Raw genomic sequence first — 22381 nt, 5'->3', positions numbered from 1 at the left:
GGGCCGTGGCCGATAGCCTTGAGGAGGCCGGCGATCGCCTCTTCAGCTTCACCCGCCTCGATCCGTCGCAATGGAAATCCGCACGGACCACCAACGCCATTGAGCGTCTGAACGAGGAGTTCCGCCGCCGCATCAAGACCCAGACCGTGCTGCCCTGCGCTGAAACCGTGCCGATGCTGCTCTGGGCGCTCCTGGCGTCAGGGCAGATCCAGATGCGAAAAGTCGATGGCTGGGAAACCCTTTCTCAGCCTCTCGTGCCGATGTCTCTTGACCTCGCGGCCTGACCGGAGCCAACGTTACATGCTCGGAGCGCGCTGCTCGCCAATTTCCACCACATTCGCGACACGACCGCATCATGGCGATGAAAAATTGATTGTCTGGCATGGGCTTCACGGTCCTGTGCCAATTTTGATCCATATCCGGCCCTGCGGGTCGGGGAAGGCAACACCCGCTGCCCGGCGGGAAGCACCCTGTTGAACAAGGAAGTCAATGCCATGCCGATCAGTCTTGCCGCCGCTGCACAGACCTACCGCGAAGCCGCGCGCGATGCGGTGCGCCGCCATTCGACCTTCCACCTGGTACAGGCGGCGCTGCTGGTCGTCGCGGGGATCGTCGCCATCGTCTTCCCGGCCTTTTCTTCGGCTGCTGCCGTCGTGGTGTTCGGCTGGCTGCTGATCGCCAGCGGCATCATTCAGGCCATCGGCCTGATCAGCGCACGCCATGCGCCGAACTTCTGGCTGCAGATCATCTCGGCCATACTTGGTGTGTTGCTGGGCATTCTGCTCTTGCGCAACATCGCGCAGGGGATGCTGCTGCTGTCGCTTCTGCTGATCATCTTCTTCATGATCGAGGGGATGTCGAAGGTTGTCTTCGCATTGACGATCCGTCCCTTGCCCAACTGGCTTTGGGTTTTTGCCAGCGGGGTGCTCTCGGTCGTGCTGTCGCTTGTGCTTTTTGCCGCGATGCCGGTCACTGCGCTGTGGCTGATCGGGCTGATGCTGGGGCTCGACCTCATCGCCATTGGCGCGGCCCTTGGTGCGATGGCGTGGAGGCTTCGCGGGCAAGCGGTGCCCGCCGCCTGATCCCCTAGGGCGCCCGGCTTCGGGCGCCATTTTCTTGCAATGAATTGACTGAAAGGCGCCGAAATGGCCAGCAACCCGAAATCGCAGACGCGAAAAACCCTTCCCATCGACCTCGCCTTGCAGGGGGGCGGTTCGCATGGGGCGTTTACATGGGGCGTTCTGGACCGCATCCTCGAGGAAGACTGGTTCGAGATCGATGGCATTTCCGGCACCTCGGCCGGCGCCATGAACGCGGCAATCCTGGCGGCCGGCATGGCCACCGGCGGGCGGCAGACCGCGCGTGAGATGCTGACCGCCTTCTGGCGCCGGACGGCCGATGCCGCGCGCTTCAGCCCGTTCAAGCGCGGGCCGCTGGAGGTCCTGACGGGCAAATGGACGCTGGACAACTCGCCCGCCTTCATCGCCATGGATCTGATGGCGCGGCTGATCTCGCCCTATTCGCTGGGTGGGGCGGCAGGGAACCCGCTGCGCGACATCCTGACAGACCTGATCGATTTCGACGCGCTGGCGACCGGGCCGGTCAAGCTGTTCATCACGGCAACCAATGTGCACACCGGGCAAGGCAGGGTGTTCCGCAAGCATGAGGTGACGGCCGATGTGCTGCTCGCCTCGGCCTGCCTGCCATCGATGTTCCAGGCCATCGAGATCGACGGCGTGCCCTATTGGGACGGCGGCTATGCGGGCAACCCGACGATGACGCCGCTCGTGCGTGAATGTGAAAGCCTCGATACCGTTCTGGTGCAGATCAACCCGGTCGAGCGGCGCGAGACGCCGCGCACCGCGCGCGAGATCGCAAGCCGCCTGAACGAGATCTCTTTCAACGCCCAGCTACTGAAAGAGTTGCGGATGATGGCGCTGCTGCGCCGTGTCATCGACCCCGGCAATGGCGAGGCGCGGTACTGGAAAGAGATGCGCCTGCATCGCATCACCTCGGACATCATGGTGGACCTTGGACATTCCTCGAAGCTGAATGCCGAATGGGACTTCCTGAAGATGCTCTTCGACGAAGGGCGCCGCGCCGCCGAGGATTTCGGCCGCACCCATATTCAGGACATCGGGGTGCGTTCGACCTTCGATATCGACGCGCTGGCGGACGAGCTCTGACATGCTGGGTCTGCTGGGTATTCTGTTGGGCCTTGCCCTGATCATGGTGCTTGCGTTCCGCAGTTGGACAATCCTGCTGCTGGCGCCTTTGGCTGCTGCGGTGGCGGCGCTTTTTTCCGGTCAGCCGATGCTGGCGCACTGGACGCAGACCTTCATGCCTGCGGCGGCGGGGTTTGTGGCGCAGTTCTTTCCGCTTTTCCTGCTGGGCGCATTGTTCGGCAAGCTGATGGACGACAGCGGATCGGTTTCAGCGATCGCCGATTACATGACGCGCCGGCTCGGCCCCTCGCGGGCGATCCTTGCCGTGGTGGCTGCGGGCGCGATGGTCACCTATGGCGGTGTCAGCCTGTTTGTGGCGTTCTTCGTTCTGGCGCCAATGGGGCAGGCGCTGTTCAAGGCGGGAAGCGTGCCGCGCAGGCTGCTTCCGGCGGCACTCGCGCTTGGAACCTCGACCTTCACCATGTCGGCCATGCCGGGAACGCCTGCGATCCAGAACGCGATTCCGATGCCGTTCTTTGGTACCACCCCCTTTGCCGCACCTGGGCTTGGCATCATAGCCAGCATCATCATGGCGGCCATCGGCCTGGGCTGGCTTTCCTTCCGCGAACGTCAGGCCAAGGCGCGGGGCGAGGGTTATGGCGCGGCCGAAAAAGGCTCCGCCGTCTCGCGCGAGCTGGCCAGCACCGCACGCGAGTTTGACCCTGCCGAGATCAGCCGCGCCGGATCCTGGGGCGGGCGGCCACCGATCGGCCTGGCCATTCTGCCGCTGGTTCTGGTTGTCGTGGTCAACCTGATCCTGACGCAGTTCGTGCTGCCCAGCATGGATTTCGACTTCCTCTCGCAGCCCGCATGGGGCGAAACCACCCTGTCGGCTGTCGGCGGGGTCTGGTCGGTGGCGCTTGCGCTTCTGGTCGCCTGCATCGTGCTGGTTGCCATGAACCGGCGCCGCTTTCGCAATCTGCGCGAAAGCATCGACTCGGGCGCGACGGCCGCAGTACTTCCGATCATGAGCGTGGCAAGCCTTGTGGGGTTCGGCGCGGTCGTGGCGGCCCTGCCTGCGTTCGAGATGGTGCGGGACTGGGTTCTGGGCATCGGAGGCGGGCCGCTCGTGTCACTGGCGGTAGCGACGAACATCCTTGCCGCGTTGACCGGATCGGCTTCGGGCGGGATGACCATTGCGCTGCAGGCCCTTGGCCCCACCTTCATGCAGATCGCGTCAGACACAGGGCTGGACCCTGCGCTGATGCACCGGGTGGCCGTGATCGCCTCGGGTACGCTGGACAGCTTGCCGCATAATGGCGCGGTGGTCACGATGCTTGCGGTCTGTGGCTGCACGCATCGCGAAAGCTATCTGGACATCGTCATGGCCGCCATTGTCAGCGCGCTTGTTGCCCTTGTGGCCGTGATCGTGCTTGGCACAGCCTTCGGTTCCTTCTAACCCGATAGGGACAGAGCTTCGGGATCGTCATGACACAGCCCACGCCGACCGCCGCACCACCGGCCCTTTTGAACATCACGCTGGGCGTCATGCTGGCGCTGATGCTGGGGTGGTTCTTCCACATCGCCTCGGGCGTTCTGGTGCCAATGGTGCTGGGGTTGATGATCTCTTATGTGGTCATGCTCATCCGCAGAAGACTGATCGCCAAGATCCCCAGCCTTGACTTTCGTCGCAGGTTTCACATGTAGTAACGTAACCACAATCGGAGGCCGCGATGACGATTCATACGATCAGCAGCCGTGAACTGAACCAGGATCTGGCCCGCGCAAAACGGGCGGCGCTTGACGGTCCCGTGTTCATCACGGACAGAGGCCGACCGGCCCATGTCCTTATGAGCTTTGCCCAATATCAGCAGATGAGCGGCCAGCGCCGCAACATCCTCGATGCACTTGCGGTGCCGGGGCTGTCGGACATCGACTTTGAGCCGCGCAAGACTGAGATCATGTCCCGACCGGCCGATCTGTCCTGATGTTTCTGCTCGACACCAATGTGATTTCCGAGTTGCGCAAGGCGGGGGATGGCAGGGCCGATGCCAATGTCACCGCCTGGCTGAGCGGTCAGGATGCCGCGGCACTGTTCATTTCTGCAATTACCGTGATGGAACTGGATATCGGCGTGCGCCGCATCGAGCGGCGCGATGCGGCGCAGGGAGCCTTGCTCCGGGCATGGTTCGCAGAACGGGTCCTGCCGGAGTTCCAGGAGCGGGTTTTGCCGGTAGATACAAGCGTGGCGCTGCGCTGCGCCGGCCTTCATGTTCCTGATCCGAGATCAGAACGGGACGCACTGATAGCGGCGACGGGGCTGGTCCATGGCTTCACGGTCGTGACCCGAAACACCGGTGATTTCAAGGACACGGGGGTGATCTTGCTTAACCCTTGGGTCAGAGTGTGACTGACAGCCGAAAGACCCTGTTACACGCCTTTGAGGCAGACGCGGATCACTACTGCACCTGTTCAGGGGACGCCTTCTCTCGCTTCTCGGTCGAAAAGTAACCGGGATAGGGATTGGCAGGTCCGTAGCCTATCCCGTTCTCAACGAAGAAGCCCAATCGCCCGAGCAGCCACGCCCGGTGCCAGCACGAGCCCGCCAGCAGCAGACGCAGCCAGCGTGGCGGTTGGCGGCCCGAATAGCCAGCGAGGTACATCTGGTGCAAAAGGCTGTTGCGATGGCGCGTGGCAGTGCGACCCTTACCCATCCTTCCCGACCGGAACGACCGCAAACCGATCAGCCGTCAGCGAGGTTTCATAGACGATCTGTCCGTCCTTGGCGTAATTGCTCTCGCCAATCCGCCCCCTCACATGGACGAGATCCCCCGGCTTCAGGTTCTCCTTCAGCCAGGCGAAACCCGCCGTGTTGCGCTCAAAAAGGGTGACGGTGTTCCAGTCAGTGCGCTCGCGCAACTCGCCGCTGTCCTTGTCCTTCCAGCTGTCGGTTGCGGCGATGCTGACCTTCAGGACCTTGCCGCCGCCAAGCTCGGTTCTGCGGCCGACATAGCCCTGAATCTGGAATTCCGCAAAGGTGTACAACATCTTATCTTTCCTCGTTACGATACTGGATTGAAGGCTCGCCCTCGAAAGGGCGCCTACTTCCCGAGCCTCCGTGCCCGCTCTGCGACCCGGACGATTTGCCCGCCGGCGGCAAGAGCGGCAGATTTCACGGCGGGCGCATTCTGGGCGATCTGGCGGCCGACCATTTCGCCGGTGCTGAGATTTCCCATTCGCTCGCGCGCCTGCACGCCGCGGGTGTTCAGCATCCCACGGGTCATGGCTGCAGTTCCGGCAGCAACAGCCGGCCCCGCCACCACCATGAAGTTCCCCGACAGCCCGCGCACGATCAGAGGCGTTGCAGCAACGAAGCCCTTCGCCAGGAAGATCATGACGAAGAAGGGGATAAGCGAGCCGATATTGGTGGCAGATTCCGGGTCTCCGACCTGCGCAAGGAGGGCGTTTGCCATGCCCACCACAGTCGAGAACATCGCGGCGATCACCACCGGGTAGAACGCATAGCTGACGGTTGTGGAAACCCAACGGTGGAAGAAGTCCTTGGTCGCATCGAACAGCGACAGGGCGATCATCACCGGCGCCAGGCCTAGCATCAGCGAGAGCATCATCTTGGCAAAGATCAGCACGATCCCGGTCATGAAGCCGAGGATGCTGAGCAGAATGAGGCCGATGCCGCCCAGGATCGCGCCCGTCATCCAACCCAGATTACTGCCGATCGCATTGAGATAGGCCGAGAACCGTTCGATCAGATTGTCGAACTCACCGGCAAAGTGCGTCGCGCCAGCACCGCCGCCTCCGACCGATGCGACCAGCGCCCCTGCGATATAGTCCAGACCGCCGATCACCGCATTTGCGACCGCGTTGAAGCGGGTCCAGTTGAAGGCGAAGAACCCGATCAGGGTCAGCTTCAGCAAGTACCAAAAGAAGGTCGCGCCATCCATGCTGCGATATTGGAAGGCCATGTTGATACAGAGGCCGATCAGGGAAAGCGTGACCATCAGCAGGGTGATCGTGCCGATATTGCTCGCAACAGCCCCAAACTGCGATTCCGCAGCCGAGGCGAGGAAGCTATCGGCCGAACCGACCATCCAGCTGACAACACCCATTACCAGTTGCCCTGCGCTTCGCAGACAGCTTGAACTGCATGGCGCAAGTCGTTGGCTTGGCGACGCAATACCCGTTGGGTCTGTGTGTGCTCAGCCTGCGGTAGGTCAGCGAAGCGCTCGGTATATTCCGCGTCAGCAGCTGTCCAATCCGGGAAACGTGTTTCGCAGGAACAATCGCCATTTGCCACGATGGTTTCCCACGAGCGCAGTTCATAGAGGGCCATCACAGTCAGCGCCTTGTAGGCTTCGCGGGGAGAGACATTTTCAACCCATGCCGGGCGCTCGGGCCTGTCGTTGCAGATACGGTACCGTTGCGGCTCAAGCGTGGGTGTCAGATCGTTGGTGACGGGAGTTTGCCCGATGGCCGGAAGTGCGGCAGCGAAGATGGCAGCGGTGAGAACGAGGACACGCATGGGGGTTTCCTTTCATCATTCGGAGGCAAGGCGTGAGGGGACCTCATCAAGTCCAATGCCGGGCAAGTAGAATTCGGTGATGCCTCTGGCCCCCTCATGGCGGCCGGCCTGAATGATCACGTCGATCGAGCCTTCGATGTAGGTGATCATGTCGGCATAGGTCATCGGAAGGTCCGTCTTCAGGGCCGCAATGGCAAGGCGCCGGACGGCGAGCTGCGGTGTCTCGGCGTGAAGCGTCGTCAGAGATCCGCCATGGCCGGTATTGATCGCTTCGAGGAAGGTCATGGCCTCCTTCCCGCGCACCTCGCCCAGAACGATCCGATCCGGCCGCATGCGCAGGGTCGAGGTCAGGAGCGCATCGGCGCTGCGGGCGTCGGATTCCCGGTCCGAGATCAGCGTCACGACATTCGGCTGCTCGGGCCTGAGTTCGGCCGCTTCCTCGATGGTCAGGATACGCTCGTCATCCGGGATGAGGGAGATGATCTTGCGGGCGGCGACCGTCTTGCCGGTGGAGGTGCCGCCAGAGACGATCATGTTCAGCTTGTTTTCGACACAAAAGCGTAGAGCCGCATCGATCTCGCCCGAGGCCACCACCTTCCGAAGCGCGAGGTTGCGTTCCTTGCGCAGACCTTCAAGGCTACGTTCGCGGCCGTAGAGGAAGCCAAGCCTGATCTGCTCGAGCGGGAGCGTCGAGAAGAATCGCAGCGAGATGGAAAACCCGCCTTCGACGGCCGGCGGCTGGATGACCTGAGCCCGGATCGGTCGATCCCCCCAGAGGATGCTGACCGAGACGATGGGCTTGCGGTTGCTGAGCGTCGTGTTGGCCGCCGAGGCGATTTGGTTGCCAAGGTCCCTGATCTCGATCTGCGTGAGCGGCTGACCCAGGTCTCGCATGAAGTGATCGCCCTGGAACTCGCCCCAGACCCGGCCATCGGGGTTGATGCATATCTCGATCACATCAGGGCGGCGGATCGGATCCCCCAACCGTGCCAGCGAGGCTTCGAGGTAGCTTGCCGGCATCAGAGGATCTCCAGATCGCGATCGACCATGACGGTGATGCGGGTGCCCTGCGGCACACGGATCACCGGGCGGATCGAGAGATAGTCCTGCATCACACTGCGGCTGGTATCGCGAAGGTCCGTGGCCACATCGCTTGCCGCATCCGAGGTCGTGTCGTCGTCGATGCTCGCTGCGGCTGCGGCGGGGACCGCGCCGATCAGGGAGATCAGCGCGGCCGATCCGAACCGCGTGCCAAAGCGGCTGTCGACATGGCCTGTGACGCCAGAGCGGCCGAGTTCATCCCCGCCAAAGGCGCTGATCTGAACCGTCTGGTTGTCGGGCAGAATGATCCGATCCCAGCCAACCATCACCCGGGATTGCGCGAGCGAGACCTCAGAGCGGTAGCGCCCGATCAACTGGGCACCGCGCGGGATCAGAATGCGGGTGCCATCGAAGGAATGCACATCTTCCGAGACGACCGCCCGGATCACGCCGGGCAGGGTGCTGTCCATGGCGGTTTCCAGCACCGCCTGGATCATCGTGCCCTGCACGACGGTGTGGCCGGGGTTCACGATGATCTCGGCCCGGGTCACGGGCGCCGCCGCCGCGCCGCCCCGCACGAAGGCCTCATCCGCGCTGAGACGTGCCGCCTCGACCTCGGATTCTCCATTCGCTCCCCCACCCACGCCGGACCAGGCCAGCATGGGGGAGGTAATGCGTGCCTCGCGTGCCGCAGCCTCTGCGGCCCGCCTGCGCTCGAGCTCGGCGAGCCGTGCATCTTCCTCGCCGGTGCCGGGCGCTCCAAGCCGAGCGATCTCGAGATCCATGCGAATGCGCTCCAGCTCGCGGTCCCGCTCGACCAGCTGCCGCTCAAGAGCGCTGCGGGCTTCCGCGTTCGAGGCGTCCAGTGCCGCCAGTTGTGCTGTCAGATCCGCGATGGCTGCCTGTGAGGCTGGATCGCCCGTCTCTACGGGACGCGCACGCAATTCGGCCAGTTCCGCTTGCAATCTGCCGAGCGTTTCTCGCAACTCGAGCTCTGCAGCGCTTGGCCCTTCAGGAACCGGCGCGGGCGCCGGAGCGGGTTCTGGGGCCGGGGTCGCGGGGAATTCGCCGAAGCCTGACCCGTTGCTTTGGAACTCCTCAGCCGCCGCCGTGGGCAAGCTGGGCTCGGTCTTTGGCTGTAGGAGCAACCATCCCAAGCCACCAATCATCAGAATAGCGGCGCTGCCGAGCAAGGCCGCAAAGAGAGAGGGGCGGGCGGGCGCTTTACGTTTTCCCGTCGAGGCTTCTATGGCTTTGAGGCGGGTGGCAAGGTCGTCAGGATCACTGCTCATGACGATGCCGCGCCTTCAGCGCCTGACATATCCTGGATGCAGATGACATCTTCGCCGAGGCGCAACACCCACTGGCGGTGAACCCCGGAGACCCGAATCACGCCTTCTTCCTGCGCGACGGAATTCACAGTTCTCTCCCGCCCGCCGGTCCAGCGGAAGATCGCGGGGATCGGCGCATTACGCGGGAAGCGGAAATAGGTGAAGGTGCCATCGTCCCAGACCGCGGTTGGCGTAAACTCGGTCTGGCTGCTCACAGCATAATTGCTGTTCGGTGCGCCGGCGGCGACGGCATTGACGGCAGGCGCGGCGGCATCCGGATAGCGAAACTGCACGACATAATGCGGGGTCTCGCGCGCCTCGACGACATGGAAGTAGTAGGAGCGCCGGTTTGTATAGACGGTGATATTGGTGGCGACATTTGACGCCACGGGCTTGATGGCAAAGGCCCGGCCGCCGGGCACGCCGTCGAACTGGAACCCCGCTGTGTCACCGGCGATGATCGAGCGGATGGTTTCCCCCTCGCCGAACTCGATCGAAGTGACACGGGTCAGATTGGTGACCACACGGTAAACTTGTCCCTCGGTCCAGGTTGCAACCCGGACCCGGCTGTCGTGCGAGCCAGGGCGCGGTGTCGTCTCGGCGAATGCTGGCAGAGCAGCAACGATCAGGAATGCGGAAAGAAGCCGGGAAGGGAAGAGTAGGCGGGGCAGGGCGAGCTTCATTCCGACCGGTCCGATCTGATGGCATATTGGGTGACGGTGAAGCCGAAAGGGTTCTGCCAGACATCGTCGATGCTGCGGGCGTGTTCCGGGCGGAACTCGAACATCAGCGTTGCGGTGAAGAGCCCGACCTGACCGCCCTGCGGGCTTGTCAGGCGCTTGCGCAGGCGAACCTGGGCGCGGTTTTCGCCGATCAGGGTGATGCTTGCGATCTCGACCGCCATCTCGGATGTGGCGCCGTAGCGGGTCGGAGGAAAACTCTCGTGGCCGCTGGTCCACATGGCGCGCATGCTGGCCTCGGCCGCACCGCTGGATTGCGCCAGCACCCGGTTCACGCGCAGGTCGTTGTCGAGCTGATTGTAGGTCTCCCGATCCAGGATGTAGCGATAGATCTGGGACTCGATCACCGCAGGGCGCTCAGACAGTCGCACCGCTTGGACAGTCGCGTTCGGCAAGGCGAGCCCGCTCTCCGGGTCATAGGGCACGACCACAGGCAGGGGCGGCTCGACAAGGATCGCGACCGCCGCAGCCGCGAGGCAGCCCAGAACGCCGAAACCAGCCCCGGACAGACCGATCACCCGCCACTGGCGCTCCCGGCGCAGCGCACCGTAAACCAGCTCTTCCTCGACGACTTCGCGCAGGGCCATGTTCGAACCGGCCGTCATTCGAGGCTCGGCATGGTGAAATCCATGTAGCGCCGTTCCTCGGCGATGGTCGCGGCATCGACCACGCCCGCGTTGCCCGCGCCGATGGTCTGGATTGCCTCCAACTCCCACATGCGTGTCATGGCGATCGCGAGCTCCGCCGTGACACGGGTGTTATGGTCCATCGAGGCCTTCAGATCCTCCATATCGGGGATCATTGCGACGAGGCGCTCGACCCGAGCCAAGGACTGCGCAGCCTCCTCATGGCTGTTCTGTGCTGCGGCCGACAGTACCGCGCCCGTGGTCGCCCGTGTCGCGATGCCCTCAGCACCGGGATTGCCGCTGGTGGCGATCTCACGCAGGGTATCTTCATCGAAACCGGCACTCGCCAGAGCCTGTTGCATCTGGGTGCGCATCGGCCCGGCGGTGCCCCCGAGCAGATTGCTCCAGTCGCCTTGCTGGATGCCGCGGATCAGGCCGGGGATGTCTTCGAACTTGGCCTCGAGAAGCTGATCGAGGTCGCCGCCCATGAGCAGGCCGAGGATTTCGCGCGGTCCGGTGAGGGAAGCATACATGCTCTGCAACTGATCGAACTGCTGCTGGAGCATATCCAGCTGTTCCAGCGCGTTCTCGAAAATGTCGCTCTGGATCCCGAAATCCTCCAGCATCTGCTGCAGCTGACGGATTTCCTGGGCGATGTTCTGGGTATCGACCGTGGGCACGCCCTGGGCCGAGGCGCCGCCTGCGAGGCCAAAGCAGAGCGCTGTGCTGATCAGAAACTGTCTCATCGCAAATCCTCCAATCGGAAATCCATGAACCGCCGCTCGGCCGCCTGAGCGGCGGCCAGCGCGATCTGTTCATCACTCAGGGGTTGGGTCTGCGCTGCTTTGAGCCTTGTGCGGATTGCGACAATCCGGGCCAGTTCGGCACGCGCATAGGTGTTCAGGGCAATGGACGCCTGCAGATCTTCTGTCGTTCCGATAAGACTAATTATGTCATGTAAGCGCTGCGCTGCGACTTGAACCGACACCATGGAATAGTCGCCATAGACGCCGGATCCATGCGCCGAGAGGCTGAAGCTCGCATTGGCCAGCAGCACGGGATCGATGATGCCGAGCGCATCGGGCCCGCCCAACATTGCCAGATAACGATTGTATTGCGCCGGGATGACCACGACGTAGTTCTGGGTCTCGGCAAAGGGCGGCACACCACTGTATTGCTGCACCCGGCCCGGGCCAGCGTTGTAGGCGGCAAGCGCATGGATGATGTTGCCATCGAACATGCCGAGCATCTGCGCGAGATAGCGTGCGCCGCCGGTCACCTGCAGATAGGGGTCGTCGTAGTAGGCCGGGTAGATGCCGAGATCGCCGGCTGTGCCGGGCATGATTTGCGTCAGACCAAAGGCCCCGACGCCGGACTGGGCACCGATCTGGAAGCGGCTTTCCTGCCAGATCAACGCCTGCAGGAGGCAGCGCCATTGCACCGGCGTCAACCCTGCGCGCGACACGCCGGAAAGAGAATAGGTGTCGCGGGCCCCGCGGATGATCAGTTCTTCAACCGTTTCGCGGGCATCGCCGAACAGGCGGGTGGCGGCCGGGTTCCCGTCATCTGGAGCGTAGACGACTGCTGCTGCCGTCTCTCCCCCATTCCCGGCTTCCAGTGCAGCCACTGTTGCACCGACGGACGCGCTTGCTCCGGTGGTCATTGCGCCAAGGATGCTCTCAAGTGAGGCCAGTTGCTGGCGCTCGATCTCGGCCAGCTCCTCTTCGCGGCTCAGCCGATCCCGTTGCAACGCGATGTCCAGATCCCGTTGCGCAATCGTCGCTGCTGTCCTGGCAAAGCCCTGAGCGTCAAAGGTCGGCACGCCTTGTGCGCCCAAGGGCTGCGCCAGCGAAATCCCAATGAGGACCTGTGGCAGGATCGGTGCCAGAATCCGGGCCATACCGTCAGTCCGCCACGCCAATCAGGGTGAAGGCGCAGGGGTCTGCCGCTCGCGAGACCTCGCCGCCCATGGTCGAGACCGTGACGCCGGAGGGACGCTCGGCGAAACTGAAGCAATTGGCCCGTGGGGCCTGCCCGCTTGCACAAGCGGCAAGGAGCAGGAGACTGCCGAGGACAGGAAGATGGATAAGCCGGGCACCATTTACACGAGACATCACACTACACCTTCCAGAAATCAGGGCGGTCGCGGTAATCCGCCCCCACGAGTTGCTCGCCCTTCTCCATCCCGCCAAGGACGGTCACGAGAGGGCCGAGGGCTGAGAGATCGGCATCGATGACAACCGAGCCTCGGTCGTCGCGCACCAGCGCTAGGCGCGATGCGGTACCCACACCCAGAAGGACATCGAGTTCCTTCTCGCTGAGACCGAGCATCGCGTAATCGGCCGCGCTGGCGCGGATGTTTGGCAGCAGGATCTGTGTCGGCACCGCCTCGACAATGGTCTTGCCGGTGCGCGTGCGCTCGAGTTGGCTCGCGTATTGGGTCATCATCACAACGACCGCGTTCTGTTTGCGGGCGGTGACCAGCCAGTTGCTCAGCCGATCCGCGAAGTAGCCATTGTCGAGCGCTTTCCAGGCCTCGTCGATCAGGATCACCGTAGGGCGTCGATCCTCAATCACCCGCTCGACCCGGCGGAAGAGGTAAGAGAGCACGGCCATCCGCTCGCGCTCACTCTCGGAATCGAGAATACCGGTCAGGTCGAAGCCGGAAACCTCGCCGCCGAGCGAAAAGCCGTCTTGCGGGTTGGCCCCGAAGATCCAGCCATAGCGGCCGGTCTCGGTCCATTCCTGCATCCGCTCGAAGAGATCGCCGTCATCATCGGTCGAGACCAGCAGTGAGGCGAAATCTGACCAGTTGCGAAGTCCCGCGTGATCGGCGCCAGCATTCTGGCGCACAACCTCCTGCAGACGGTTGGTCTGCACCGGCGTCAGCGGTCGGTCGCGGCGCTCAAGGAGCGTGGCAAGCCAGTCGGCCAGCCAGGCCTGGCCGCGATTGTCGATCTCGGTCTGAAGCGGGTTCAGTCCGGTGGGCTTTCCTGCACGGACCGTGGCGTAGCTGCCGCCAAGGGCGCGAACAGCCATTTCCATCCCGGCGCGGTAGTCGAAGATGAAGAGCCGTGCACCGGCCCGCCGGGCCATGGTCATGAGAAAGGCGGCCAGCACCGACTTCCCGGAACCGGGACGCCCGAGGATCAGGGTGTGGCCGCCGGTCGGTTCCTTCAGCGGCGAGCCCTGTTCATGGAAACTGAAACGGAAGCCGCTGCGCTCTGGTGTCGGAAACAGCGTGATCGGCACGCCCCAGGGCAGTTCCTCACCGGTCTTCCCAAGAGGGGTGCGGTGGAAGGTCGCGAGATCCGCGAAATTGTGGTTGGTGATTGCCGCCTTGCGGCTCCGTGCGCCCGTGTTCCCCGGATGTTGCGCCATGTAATGCGCGCGTGATCCGAAGCCCTCCGAGATCAGGTTGATGCCGGAACTGGCGGAAATATTGCGGATCTCGGCGCAGATATCCTCGAGATGGGCGCGGGTGCGCGCATAGACCGCCACGGTCATATGGTGTTCGCCGAAGATCAGCCGCTTCGATTCCAGATCGTCCTGCGCCAGTTCCAGCTCCTGGGCCAGACTGACCGCGCCATCATTGGCGGCCTGCATCAGCCGAAGCTGGCGTTTGATCCGACCGGCCATGATGTTCGAATTGATCGGCACGAAGGAATGGGTGACCACCATATCGACCGGCAGGTTCAACTCATCGAGCATCAGGCTGTCGGTTTTGGCCGGGTAGTTTTTGACGGCAAAGATCGTGCCGAACTTGTCGCCCACGGCGCCATCAGTCAGATGGATCTCTGCGCTGCGGAAGGTCACGCGCGTGTTGGCCACGTCCTCGGCGAGGATGCCGAGGCGCGAGGCCGGGAAGAGAGGGTGCTCCTCGCCCGTGTTCAGGCTGCCGAGGAAGCCCAGCAACTCGCCGCTCTCGGCCGTCAGCAGGCGCGGCTTCAGATCGGAGAAGCTCGAGAGCATGAAGCCCACCACCTCATCGAGCTTGCGCAGGCGCCGCACAGTGTCAGCGGCCAGCCGGGCGCGGGAGGCCGCCGCAACGAAGGGGATCCGGCTGCCAGGGTCTGGGCGTTTCAGGATCGAAAGCGTGAGGGTCTTGTCGCGCAGCCCACTCTTCGCAAGCTGTGCCTGCCAGCGGGCGTCGACTGCCGCTTCAAACCCATCACCCGGGATCGGTGGCAGCCGCGTGTCCACCGCTTTTGACACCTTGTGCAGATAGAAGGAGAACTCCGTCCCGACCTGCGCCACCACACCCGCAAGCAGTGCCCCGATCCGGTCGAGATGGCTATCCTCAGACGTGGTGCTGTTCACCCCCTCAAGGCGGATGCATTGCATCAACTCGTTGCCCCGGGTACGGATCGTGTTGCCGGCGACTAGGCTGACATAGGGCAGCATGTGTGCGAGCCGCTTTTCCTTCCCGGCCCATTCCGGCAGCGCCGAGATCGGGTCGAGTGCGAGATCGGCGCTATCTATTGCTTTGGTCTCGGCATCACGGGGCATAGCTGTCTCCCCCATGATGCTTGCGATTCCGCGTCGGCGGGGTTTCCTGCAGCGTGATCACCAGCACGTCGAGGAAGTTCGGATCCCAATCCGCAGCCTTCCACAGCAGGGGCCAGGCAATCCCAGCCGCCACGACGATGATCCAGCTCTGGACCCAGAGGAACAGCATCGACGATCCAAAGAGCCAGACCATGGCATACATGATCGGCAGCCCCATCAGCTTGGGGGGCCGCAAGAGGCCGATGAAGACGCGCGACTGTTCCGCCATGACCCTCAGACCTCAGGTGGTCCAGATCGCGGCAACAATGGTCGGCGCGGCGGCGATGCCAGCGATAGCCACCAGCACCCAGAGCGCCTGGCGGAAGTCGAGAATCCCGAAGAGCCAGGACAAGAAGACACCGATCAGCGCCAGCGTGCCGATCACGATGCCCAAGGGACCGGTGATCGCATCAACGATGCCTTGCAGCAGTGTCTGCACCGGCGAGAGGTCGATACTCTGTGCTAGCGCAGGACCTGCGAGCACCACAAAGGCCATCGTCATGACGGCCGTGACGGAAGGGGACTTCATCAACTCGTTCCTTTCAGCCGCGCATAAACGGCCTGCACACGGGCCACATGGCCCTGGGTCTCAACATAGGGGGGGATGCCGCCGTGGCGGCTGACGGCCTCGGGTCCGGCGTTATAGGCGGCTAGCGCCAGCTCCGGCGTGCCGAAGGTCTCGAGCATCAGGAGGAGATAACGGGCCGATCCGTCGAGATTCTGCCGCCAGTCATTCGGATCGACCCCGAGAAAGCTGGCGGTATCGGGCATCAGCTGGCCAAGGCCGATTGCACCGGCATGGCTCAGGGCCGCCGGGTTATAGGCGCTCTCGACCTCGATATTGGCCCGGTAGAAAAGTGCCCAGTCGGTGACAGAAAGGCCCGCCCGCCTCAGCGCGTCATGGCCACCATAGCGCAAGGCGGTGTCTTCGATGCCTTGCAGGATCTCGGGGCTGGCGGAGGCGGGCCGAGGCGCGGCGTCACTGGCACCAGTGTCACCATCATCCCGCGGTGTTGAAAAGAGGAAGAGCCGCTCCGGCTTCTCGGCGCCGAACTGGCGCATGAAGCCAGTATCGGATGACACCGTGGCCAGTTGGCCGTCCAGCGCCACCCGAAAGACAAAGCCCTCTGCGTTCGCGCCGGCCGGAGCGAACGCGGCAAGGACGCAGAGGGCCAGAAGAAGGGATGAAGCCTCAGCCCTGCTGCGCGGGCGCAGGCTCCGGCAGTTGGTGGAGAGAGCGGCCGCCCTCGTCGAGAGGAATATGCGCCGTGCGCATTCCGATATCCGAGAGGAAGCTAACAAGCCCGGCAACGGTCTTAAACTCACGGGCCCTGATGTAATTGCGGCTGGTGACGACAATCTTCTCATCGCCGCCAGCGGGCCCGATCGCCCGCACATACCAAGAGCCGTACCAGGCGTTGAGGCGCTTCTCGGCCGCGGTCCGACAGACCACTTCGGCCAAATAGCCCTGGGCGAGCAGCTGTCGCAATCCGTCTTCTGTAACCACATTCGGGGCGTCTTCTAACATGGTCTCCCCGCGGCTCCTCTCCATAGAATGGGTCAGGCCATGGGGAATCAAATCACCATAGCCGTATCATTACACTATTATTGATGGCAATGATTATTTGATGCCTTGACGGCAGATCATCGCTCCATAAAGGTGGATAGCCCAAGACTGTGGCAAATCAAAGCAATGATGGGGCCTCGTCCGAAACATGGTGAAGCTGCGCCTGATATCCTGCCTTGTCGCCATCATGGTGAGTTGCTCCGCCGCCTTAGCATCATGCGATCCCCCTGAACGGCCATGGTTGCCAAGCGACCCGGCCGATGTACGGGCCTATGCCGATCTGATCCGGGAGGACTTCGAGGGCTACATCACCGCGGTGCAGGAGTATTTCCGCTGCCTCGATGCCGAGCGCGCCCGGGCCTTCTCTGAGGCACAGGAGGTCAGTCAGGATTACGGTCGCTTCCAGAGCGTTGTGGGACACTGAGGCGAAGATCGGATACGCCAGCCACACGACAAGCAATGCAAGAATATTGCATTCAATAATGGTGTATCGTAGCGATAGAGGGTAACTGAGCGAGTCGCCTCCATGTCCCCTGCCCTTCGAACCACCGTTTTGACAGCCTCTCTGGCCCTGACCGCCGCAGTCTCGAGCCCTTCCTCCGTCCAGGCACAGACCTACCAGATCGACTGCGCCATCCTTCTGTGCCTCGCCGGCGGATGGCCAGCCTCTGTCCCCTGCGCGCGGGCCCGCGCCGAGTTCATTCGCCGCATCACGCCCTGGCCGGTCGAGCCACCGCTGCAGATCTGGCGCTGCCCGATGGGCGCATCCCTCGGTGGCGATGCGCCGCTCAGCCCGATGGAGCGGCTCTATGACATTGCGTTCCGCGAGCCGCTTGAAAGTACCCTGCCCATCCCTATCGACGTGCCGGGTCTGACCCTCGCGCAGGCCCTGGAGCAGGCCGATATCGACATCTCCGGCGATGCTTTCGACTTCGTGCGCAGCATCCGGGTTTATCACATCCAGTTCAGCCAGCATCAAAACCGCGATGGCGACTGCATCCGCAGCGATTCCACCCGTCTCGGCTCCTATGGCACGCAAGGCGACTACGGTTGGGCCAGATCCTCGGTGGCCGCTGTCCCGGAGGCATCTGATCTCGCGGTGCCGGAGCATTGCCGCAGCTATTCCTGGCGCTCGGTCTTCGTGGATTGGCGTGACCATGCCGGGAACTATGGATCGGAAGAGGTCCGCTATTGAAAAGCCGCCGGAGCCTTGCGGCCCCGGCGGCTCTCTGTGTCGGGGACGTTCGATCCCCTTTTTGAAGACGACGCCAGACCAAAGGTCCAACACCAAAACCTCAAAGAACACTCACCTAGCCAGAGTGTTCTAGACCATCCTTTGAGGTTGCGCAACCAATAATGGTCTTTTGATTGCGATGATGTTGTATTGATGTGAGCTTGGCGCGTCGTATCGGAGACGACGATCATGGAACTCACCACTGGCGCCATCCTTCGCCGCATCACCCACACCGAACTTTCCTGTGCCGCGCACAAGCTTGCGACTGTCATCCTTGACGCCATTGCCTGGAAGGACGGCTACAATGGCCTGCCGCATGGCACAGCAGCCTTTACCCTCGGTGATCTGGCCGATCGCATGACGGTATCGCGACAGCACCTGCACGCTCTTCTGGCAGAACTGGCAGCCTCAGGGCTGCGCCTACTGCGTCAGCGGGGTAAGGGCCGGTTTGCGCCATGGCTCTTCCGCTTCGGGTGCTGTGACCAACCTGATGCAGATGGCGAAGTGTCAACCACAGCTGACACCACCCCTTATATAAGAGATTCAAACAAAAATGTATTCTCAGGAACGATAGTGGTTGATCGTGAAGAGCCTGAGAAAGCGGCACGCTGGCTGGCTTTGATCGGAAAGGCCAAGACCGCCCTGCCTTGTCGCGCCGCAGACAGCCGGCACATCTGGGAACGATTCAGGGAGTTCAACCGTGGACGAGGTCATGACGCCGTGCCAGCCGGGTATCTGCTGGGGTTCATGCGGAAGTGGCGAGGTGGTGACGTTTCCGGGTCCGACCCTTCCCTCGCAAGCGGCAAACCAATCACGCGACAGGCTGACAAATTGCAGCGCCTGATGGCGCCAGCGCCGTTCATCAATCGATATTTCCACGAAAGTGATCTGAAGCGGAAACTCGGGGTGGATCGCTATGAGAAGCGAGTAGAAGATCTGCGCAGCAGGTTCGGCTGTTCGGTGTTCCAGGCACAGCTGGCTGTGCACGGAATGGCCGTAGCAGAAGGAGTGATCCAGCGATGAGACAAAACCGCGTCTCGGGCTTCGTCCGCAATGATCTTCCGGCCGAGATATCAATGTCGAATGTCGGCAGAAACCACATGTTCCAGACGTTATGTCAGCAGAGTTCAGCGACCCTGACCGCTAGAAAGGGCGGAAAGCAGCCCGACGGCGCTGCGGCACGGCAGCCGCAGCAACATCGCCGGAGCGGCCGTTCGAGCCGCCTGCAGCGAGCTCGCCGTCGGATCAGCCCTGAGGGCGGTATCCAGACATTCGCGGCGGGAGCAAGACGAAGAAGGCTCATGCGCCAAAGTGGACGTTCGTTTTAGTTTCGGAATGCGACCTTTACATGCATAGCGCTTTCGCGTGATCAATGGTGGCGCGTCTGGTTCCCGCTAAGTAGGTGAAGTGAAGTCATTCAATGGAAAACGTTCTTGACCCTATGCTGATCACACTGGCTGGCCACGGAGCAACACCACAAGGCATCAAGGATGCATTGAAAGCCTCATCTGGCAGCCGATACGTGAAATGCGCCTTTCAGGTTAACCCGTTCGCGTATGGAATTCGTCACTCCAAAAACAGTGGTTTTGCAGACGAAGGCCAGTACAATGACGCGATGGTCAAGGCATGCCAAGAGCATGGTGTGCAGGTCGTAGCGCTCACAGATCATTTCCGTTTTGACCATTCGGAGAGCCTGCGAGTGAAACTGGAAGAATCCGGCATCGCGGTTTTCCCGGGCTTCGAAGCAAATTCCGCTGATGGTGTACACATTCTGTGTCTCTTCCCCCCGGGATCATCCAGCACAGATATGAACGCAAATGTGGGCGCATGCGATATTCGGAATCGCGAAGATCCTTCACCAATTTCGCGCAAAGGATTTGAGGATATACTTGCGGTCGTTCATGACCGTGGCGGCATCACAATTTCGGCGCACGTGACCCAAAACAGTGGGTTGCTAAAGGCGCTCTCTGGCCAAACTAGAATGAATGCATGGAAGTCACCGCTGCATTTGGCGTCAGCTATCCCCGGGCCGCTTCGTGACGTGCCTGTGGAATACCGACAAATTTGTCTTAACAAAGACGGAGCACACAAACGGGATAGGCCTGTTAGCTTCGTAAACGCGTCTGACGTGTCAGCACCGGAAGACTTCGCTAAATCCGGCAGCACCAGCTTGCTGAAGATGACGGATATATCGATAGAAGGTTTGCGACAAGCTTTTCTCGATGGCGAAAGCCGGATCATGCTCAATTCTGACGATGCGCCATCCGAATTCACGAGAATTGTCGCAGTTTGCTGGGATGGCGGGTTACTTGATGGGCAGTATGTTGCGCTGAATGCTGGATTGAATGTGATGATTGGTGGTCGTGGTGCTGGCAAGTCCACAATAGTTGAAAGCCTGCGCTTCGTCTTCGACGTACCACCGGTGGGTGCGGATGCTGCCAAGAGCCATGAATCGATGATCAAATATCTATTGGGCTCTCGTTCAGCAGTTTCAGTCTTAATTTATTCGCCAAGCCCGTCGCCAGGTTACTACCTGATTGAGCGCGCCTACAAGCAGGAAGCGCGAGTAAGAAATCAGTCAGGGGAAATCGTTGCCGACCTGAAGCCCAAGGACATCATTTCTGACTTGGAGATTTACGGCCAACACGAGATCTCTGAGATTACGAGGCATAAAGGTCAGCTTGCCGGGCTACTTGAGCGCTTTGTTGGTACGGATAGCGAAGCGACCGTCGGTGAGGACGGGATCAGGGAACGTTTCCGAGCCTCTCGAAAGAAGGTCACAACCCTAAGCGAAACAATCGCCGAACTGGACCTTGCTCTGGCCGCACTGCCGGGGCTCAAGGAACAGCTCAAACGCTTCGAAGAGACCGAGCTTGCGACGCGCCTGAAAGAACAGGCATCTGTCCAGCATGAACAGAGAATACTGGACGATTTTTCTAAGGCCATAACTGGATTTGAACAATCGGGAGAAGCCTTGAAGCCGGTCGGAAAAACGGCATCAAGCGTTTTACCGTCAGAAGAAGAAGCGGATTTGCCGCACAGAGAAAACTTGGCCAAAATCGAAGCGATTGCGCAGGATATCCACCAGGCCAAAGTGCAAGCGGCAAGCGTACTGGAAAAAGCGGCTCAAAAGGCTGCCACAGATTTGGCGGCGATCCGCTCTGAATGGCAACCAAAGGCTGATGCTGTTGAAGCGACCTACAGGTCAATAAAGAAAGAATTGCAGGGTGATGGCTTCGATCCTGATGCTTACCTGACTGTAAAACAGCAGGTTGCCAAACTCGAGCCAAAACAGAGGGACAAGGAGTATGCGGCTTCTGAATTGGCTTCCGAACATGAAGTACGACAGAACATTGTCGATGAGTGGGAGAAGGCCGACAGGAAAGCCTATCGTGACCTTGAGAAGGCCGCGAAGAAGGTCAGCAGCAAGCTCGAAGGCACAGTCCGCGCAAGTATTCGCCCCAGTTCCGACCTCGGACCACTTGAACAAGTTTTGCGGGATGGAACTGAAGGGCAGATCAGTCAAGCCATAACAAAGCTAAAAGAGTTTGAGGACTTATTACCTTCGAAACTCGCCGCAACGATTCGCAAAGGGGCTCAAGCGCTCAGCGAAGAATTTGGATTCACGGATTCATCCTCTCAGAAGATCGCCGCTGGGGGGGAAGGCCTAGCGTTGCTCGTAGAGGAAACACGGATACCGCCGGAGGCTGTCATTGAACTAAATGTTGGTAGGGGCGGGGTAGAAAACTGGAAGGAACTCGACCGACTGTCTGCCGGTCAAAAGGCGACCGCGGTTCTAATGCTCTTGTTATTGGAATCGGACTCACCGTTGATCATCGACCAACCCGAAGACGACCTCGACAACCAGTTCATAGCAGGACCTGTAGTTGAGAAGATGCGTGCCGCCAAGAAGAAGCGCCAATTCTTGTTCTCAAGCCACAATCCAAACATCCCAGTTTTGGGTGACGCTGATCAGATCATTGGCCTCACACCAGTCGTTGAAGATGGGGTTGACCGGACGAAGATCGAGCAAAAGCTGTGCGGTTCCATCGACAAGGAAGAAGTCCAGGAGCTGATAAAGGAGCTTCTCGAAGGCGGAGAGCAGGCGTTTTCAACGCGTAGAAGAAAATACGGCTTTTAGTATGGGGGTGGGCTGTTTGCTCGAAAACATCCAGAATCCAAAAAGCTCGCATTTGCTTGGTGTTGAATGGCAGTAAGTTCCGCATCGTTGCCAGCTCATCACGGGTTTCGCTGCGCGGTGCCTGAGGGGCTGCTTCGGTGGACGCTGTCGCGCAGCATGGTGACGGGCCGATCGTCCGCAAAGGGCCGAATGCGTCAACCCCTGCTACTTCGTGCGCGTCATCTTCATGCGAGCTTTTGCTTAAAAGCTCGCATGAGGGTGAGAGCGGACGTTCATGGAGAGCGCAGCGAAATCCCGGTTCGAGCCCTTTTTGACGAATGCTGCCGAGCGACTGGACGGCCGCTTCGGCGGACCCGCAGCTTAGCGAGGTGTTCTCCGTTCGGGTCTAGACATACTCCGTAATGCGTTTCAACAAGGGTATGCCTCCGCGGAGGGCCGCCTGACGGGT

The 22381-nt window shown here is 61.3% G+C and carries 27 protein-coding genes; 11 read left to right on the top strand and 16 right to left on the bottom strand.

The window, feature by feature from the left end; translation table 11 throughout:
* From CN97_RS19230 to CN97_RS19200, 7 genes are all read left to right on the top strand, one after another.
* Positions 1–284 (top strand): transposase (locus CN97_RS19230; RefSeq protein ID WP_211253716.1); only part of this gene is annotated, 284 nt, incomplete at its 5' end.
* A 210-nt stretch (positions 285–494) separates the two neighbouring features.
* The gene (locus CN97_RS19225; RefSeq protein ID WP_035715069.1) at positions 495–1082 is read left to right on the top strand and encodes an HdeD family acid-resistance protein; all 588 of its coding nucleotides are present in this window, start codon (positions 495–497) and stop codon (positions 1080–1082) included.
* A 63-nt stretch (positions 1083–1145) separates the two neighbouring features.
* On the top strand, positions 1146–2186 hold the full coding sequence (locus CN97_RS19220; protein WP_035715050.1) for a patatin-like phospholipase family protein: 1041 nt from the start codon (positions 1146–1148) through the stop codon (positions 2184–2186).
* Position 2187: 1 nt separating this feature from the next.
* Positions 2188–3624, top strand: coding sequence for a GntP family permease (locus CN97_RS19215; protein WP_084684278.1), 1437 nt, complete (start codon positions 2188–2190; stop codon positions 3622–3624).
* A gap of 29 nt (positions 3625–3653) precedes the next feature.
* Positions 3654–3872 (top strand): hypothetical protein, encoded by a 219-nt coding sequence (locus CN97_RS19210; protein WP_035715047.1) that lies wholly within the window; start codon positions 3654–3656, stop codon positions 3870–3872.
* A 26-nt stretch (positions 3873–3898) separates the two neighbouring features.
* Positions 3899–4153 (top strand): type II toxin-antitoxin system Phd/YefM family antitoxin, encoded by a 255-nt coding sequence (locus CN97_RS19205; protein WP_035715044.1) that lies wholly within the window; start codon positions 3899–3901, stop codon positions 4151–4153.
* Positions 4153–4575 carry a type II toxin-antitoxin system VapC family toxin gene (locus CN97_RS19200; RefSeq protein WP_198672404.1) on the top strand — a complete coding sequence of 141 codons (423 nt, stop codon included), beginning with the start codon at positions 4153–4155 and terminating at the stop codon, positions 4573–4575. Before CN97_RS19205 ends, CN97_RS19200 begins: the two co-directional genes overlap by 1 nt.
* A 49-nt stretch (positions 4576–4624) precedes the next feature.
* On the opposite strand, the gene CN97_RS20835 is transcribed toward CN97_RS19200, so the two are convergent.
* The 16 genes from CN97_RS20835 to CN97_RS21295 form a co-directional block, all read right to left on the bottom strand.
* Positions 4625–4879 (bottom strand): hypothetical protein, encoded by a 255-nt coding sequence (locus tag CN97_RS20835; RefSeq protein ID WP_140418209.1) that lies wholly within the window; start codon positions 4877–4879, stop codon positions 4625–4627.
* Entirely contained in the window at positions 4872–5213 is a 342-nt protein-coding gene (locus CN97_RS19195; protein ID WP_035715038.1) for a single-stranded DNA-binding protein, read from the bottom strand. The genes CN97_RS20835 and CN97_RS19195 overlap by 8 nt, the downstream gene beginning before the upstream one ends.
* A gap of 53 nt (positions 5214–5266) precedes the next feature.
* The gene (locus tag CN97_RS19190) at positions 5267–6292 is read right to left on the bottom strand and encodes a type IV secretion system protein (protein ID WP_035715035.1); all 1026 of its coding nucleotides are present in this window, start codon (positions 6290–6292) and stop codon (positions 5267–5269) included.
* Complete coding sequence (locus CN97_RS19185) at positions 6292–6705, bottom strand: hypothetical protein (RefSeq protein WP_035715033.1); 414 nt, start codon at positions 6703–6705, stop codon at positions 6292–6294. The genes CN97_RS19190 and CN97_RS19185 overlap by 1 nt, the downstream gene beginning before the upstream one ends.
* 15 nt (positions 6706–6720) lie before the next feature.
* Complete coding sequence (locus CN97_RS19180) at positions 6721–7725, bottom strand: ATPase, T2SS/T4P/T4SS family (RefSeq protein WP_035715030.1); 1005 nt, start codon at positions 7723–7725, stop codon at positions 6721–6723.
* Positions 7725–8864 carry a TrbI/VirB10 family protein gene (locus CN97_RS19175; protein WP_407059742.1) on the bottom strand — a complete coding sequence of 380 codons (1140 nt, stop codon included), beginning with the start codon at positions 8862–8864 and terminating at the stop codon, positions 7725–7727. Before CN97_RS19175 ends, CN97_RS19180 begins: the two co-directional genes overlap by 1 nt.
* Before the next feature lie 170 nt (positions 8865–9034).
* Positions 9035–9760 carry a TrbG/VirB9 family P-type conjugative transfer protein gene (locus CN97_RS19170; protein ID WP_035715024.1) on the bottom strand — a complete coding sequence of 242 codons (726 nt, stop codon included), beginning with the start codon at positions 9758–9760 and terminating at the stop codon, positions 9035–9037.
* On the bottom strand, positions 9757–10404 hold the full coding sequence (locus tag CN97_RS19165) for a virB8 family protein (protein ID WP_035715064.1): 648 nt from the start codon (positions 10402–10404) through the stop codon (positions 9757–9759). Before CN97_RS19165 ends, CN97_RS19170 begins: the two co-directional genes overlap by 4 nt.
* Positions 10405–10418: 14 nt before the next feature.
* On the bottom strand, positions 10419–11189 hold the full coding sequence (locus CN97_RS19160; protein ID WP_035715021.1) for a type IV secretion system protein: 771 nt from the start codon (positions 11187–11189) through the stop codon (positions 10419–10421).
* Positions 11186–12343 carry a lytic transglycosylase domain-containing protein gene (locus CN97_RS19155; RefSeq protein WP_035715018.1) on the bottom strand — a complete coding sequence of 386 codons (1158 nt, stop codon included), beginning with the start codon at positions 12341–12343 and terminating at the stop codon, positions 11186–11188. The genes CN97_RS19160 and CN97_RS19155 overlap by 4 nt, the downstream gene beginning before the upstream one ends.
* A 4-nt stretch (positions 12344–12347) precedes the next feature.
* Positions 12348–12557 (bottom strand): hypothetical protein, encoded by a 210-nt coding sequence (locus tag CN97_RS20830; RefSeq protein ID WP_088215551.1) that lies wholly within the window; start codon positions 12555–12557, stop codon positions 12348–12350.
* Positions 12558–12561: 4 nt separating this feature from the next.
* On the bottom strand, positions 12562–14952 hold the full coding sequence (locus CN97_RS19150; RefSeq protein WP_035715016.1) for a VirB4 family type IV secretion/conjugal transfer ATPase: 2391 nt from the start codon (positions 14950–14952) through the stop codon (positions 12562–12564).
* The gene (locus CN97_RS19145) at positions 14942–15220 is read right to left on the bottom strand and encodes a type IV secretion system protein VirB3 (protein WP_035715013.1); all 279 of its coding nucleotides are present in this window, start codon (positions 15218–15220) and stop codon (positions 14942–14944) included. The genes CN97_RS19150 and CN97_RS19145 overlap by 11 nt, the downstream gene beginning before the upstream one ends.
* 12 nt (positions 15221–15232) lie before the next feature.
* Complete coding sequence (locus tag CN97_RS19140) at positions 15233–15520, bottom strand: TrbC/VirB2 family protein (protein WP_035715012.1); 288 nt, start codon at positions 15518–15520, stop codon at positions 15233–15235.
* Complete coding sequence (locus tag CN97_RS19135) at positions 15520–16074, bottom strand: lytic transglycosylase domain-containing protein (RefSeq protein ID WP_248700134.1); 555 nt, start codon at positions 16072–16074, stop codon at positions 15520–15522. The genes CN97_RS19140 and CN97_RS19135 overlap by 1 nt, the downstream gene beginning before the upstream one ends.
* A gap of 109 nt (positions 16075–16183) precedes the next feature.
* On the bottom strand, positions 16184–16519 hold the full coding sequence (locus CN97_RS21295; RefSeq protein WP_035715009.1) for a hypothetical protein: 336 nt from the start codon (positions 16517–16519) through the stop codon (positions 16184–16186).
* A gap of 226 nt (positions 16520–16745) precedes the next feature.
* Between CN97_RS21295 and CN97_RS19125 the strand changes: the two genes are divergently transcribed.
* From CN97_RS19125 to CN97_RS19110, 4 genes are all read left to right on the top strand, one after another.
* Positions 16746–16982 carry a hypothetical protein gene (locus tag CN97_RS19125; protein ID WP_084684279.1) on the top strand — a complete coding sequence of 79 codons (237 nt, stop codon included), beginning with the start codon at positions 16746–16748 and terminating at the stop codon, positions 16980–16982.
* A 102-nt stretch (positions 16983–17084) separates the two neighbouring features.
* The gene (locus CN97_RS19120; protein WP_035715006.1) at positions 17085–17753 is read left to right on the top strand and encodes a hypothetical protein; all 669 of its coding nucleotides are present in this window, start codon (positions 17085–17087) and stop codon (positions 17751–17753) included.
* Between the two features lie 228 nt (positions 17754–17981).
* Positions 17982–18815 carry a hypothetical protein gene (locus CN97_RS19115; protein ID WP_035715005.1) on the top strand — a complete coding sequence of 278 codons (834 nt, stop codon included), beginning with the start codon at positions 17982–17984 and terminating at the stop codon, positions 18813–18815.
* Positions 18816–19212: 397 nt separating this feature from the next.
* The gene (locus tag CN97_RS19110; RefSeq protein ID WP_140418208.1) at positions 19213–21933 is read left to right on the top strand and encodes a TrlF family AAA-like ATPase; all 2721 of its coding nucleotides are present in this window, start codon (positions 19213–19215) and stop codon (positions 21931–21933) included.
* Positions 21934–22381: the final 448 nt, after the last annotated feature.

The sequence above is a fragment of the Haematobacter massiliensis genome (assembly GCF_000740795.1).
Taxonomy (GTDB): domain Bacteria; phylum Pseudomonadota; class Alphaproteobacteria; order Rhodobacterales; family Rhodobacteraceae; genus Haematobacter; species Haematobacter massiliensis.
Note: the sequence above shows the minus strand (reverse complement) of the source record. Positions and strands in the feature narration are given on the sequence as shown.

Coding starts and splice junctions, on each gene's coding strand:
- CN97_RS19125 (WP_084684279.1), top strand. CDS start 16,746: ATGGTGAGTTGCTCCGCCGCCTTAGCATCATGCGATCCCCCTGAACGG.
- CN97_RS19180 (WP_035715030.1), bottom strand. CDS start 7,725: ATGCCGGCAAGCTACCTCGAAGCCTCGCTGGCACGGTTGGGGGATCCG.
- CN97_RS19110 (WP_140418208.1), top strand. CDS start 19,213: ATGGAAAACGTTCTTGACCCTATGCTGATCACACTGGCTGGCCACGGA.
- CN97_RS19145 (WP_035715013.1), bottom strand. CDS start 15,220: ATGGCGGAACAGTCGCGCGTCTTCATCGGCCTCTTGCGGCCCCCCAAG.
- CN97_RS19200 (WP_198672404.1), top strand. CDS start 4,153: ATGTTTCTGCTCGACACCAATGTGATTTCCGAGTTGCGCAAGGCGGGG.
- CN97_RS19165 (WP_035715064.1), bottom strand. CDS start 10,404: ATGGCCCTGCGCGAAGTCGTCGAGGAAGAGCTGGTTTACGGTGCGCTG.
- CN97_RS19195 (WP_035715038.1), bottom strand. CDS start 5,213: ATGTTGTACACCTTTGCGGAATTCCAGATTCAGGGCTATGTCGGCCGC.
- CN97_RS19140 (WP_035715012.1), bottom strand. CDS start 15,520: ATGAAGTCCCCTTCCGTCACGGCCGTCATGACGATGGCCTTTGTGGTG.
- CN97_RS19150 (WP_035715016.1), bottom strand. CDS start 14,952: ATGCCCCGTGATGCCGAGACCAAAGCAATAGATAGCGCCGATCTCGCA.
- CN97_RS19220 (WP_035715050.1), top strand. CDS start 1,146: ATGGCCAGCAACCCGAAATCGCAGACGCGAAAAACCCTTCCCATCGAC.
- CN97_RS19170 (WP_035715024.1), bottom strand. CDS start 9,760: ATGAAGCTCGCCCTGCCCCGCCTACTCTTCCCTTCCCGGCTTCTTTCC.
- CN97_RS19215 (WP_084684278.1), top strand. CDS start 2,188: ATGCTGGGTCTGCTGGGTATTCTGTTGGGCCTTGCCCTGATCATGGTG.
- CN97_RS19115 (WP_035715005.1), top strand. CDS start 17,982: ATGGAACTCACCACTGGCGCCATCCTTCGCCGCATCACCCACACCGAA.
- CN97_RS19190 (WP_035715035.1), bottom strand. CDS start 6,292: ATGGGTGTTGTCAGCTGGATGGTCGGTTCGGCCGATAGCTTCCTCGCC.
- CN97_RS19210 (WP_035715047.1), top strand. CDS start 3,654: ATGACACAGCCCACGCCGACCGCCGCACCACCGGCCCTTTTGAACATC.
- CN97_RS19225 (WP_035715069.1), top strand. CDS start 495: ATGCCGATCAGTCTTGCCGCCGCTGCACAGACCTACCGCGAAGCCGCG.
- CN97_RS20830 (WP_088215551.1), bottom strand. CDS start 12,557: ATGTCTCGTGTAAATGGTGCCCGGCTTATCCATCTTCCTGTCCTCGGC.
- CN97_RS19120 (WP_035715006.1), top strand. CDS start 17,085: ATGTCCCCTGCCCTTCGAACCACCGTTTTGACAGCCTCTCTGGCCCTG.
- CN97_RS20835 (WP_140418209.1), bottom strand. CDS start 4,879: ATGGGTAAGGGTCGCACTGCCACGCGCCATCGCAACAGCCTTTTGCAC.
- CN97_RS19205 (WP_035715044.1), top strand. CDS start 3,899: ATGACGATTCATACGATCAGCAGCCGTGAACTGAACCAGGATCTGGCC.
- CN97_RS19160 (WP_035715021.1), bottom strand. CDS start 11,189: ATGAGACAGTTTCTGATCAGCACAGCGCTCTGCTTTGGCCTCGCAGGC.
- CN97_RS19155 (WP_035715018.1), bottom strand. CDS start 12,343: ATGGCCCGGATTCTGGCACCGATCCTGCCACAGGTCCTCATTGGGATT.
- CN97_RS21295 (WP_035715009.1), bottom strand. CDS start 16,519: ATGTTAGAAGACGCCCCGAATGTGGTTACAGAAGACGGATTGCGACAG.
- CN97_RS19185 (WP_035715033.1), bottom strand. CDS start 6,705: ATGCGTGTCCTCGTTCTCACCGCTGCCATCTTCGCTGCCGCACTTCCG.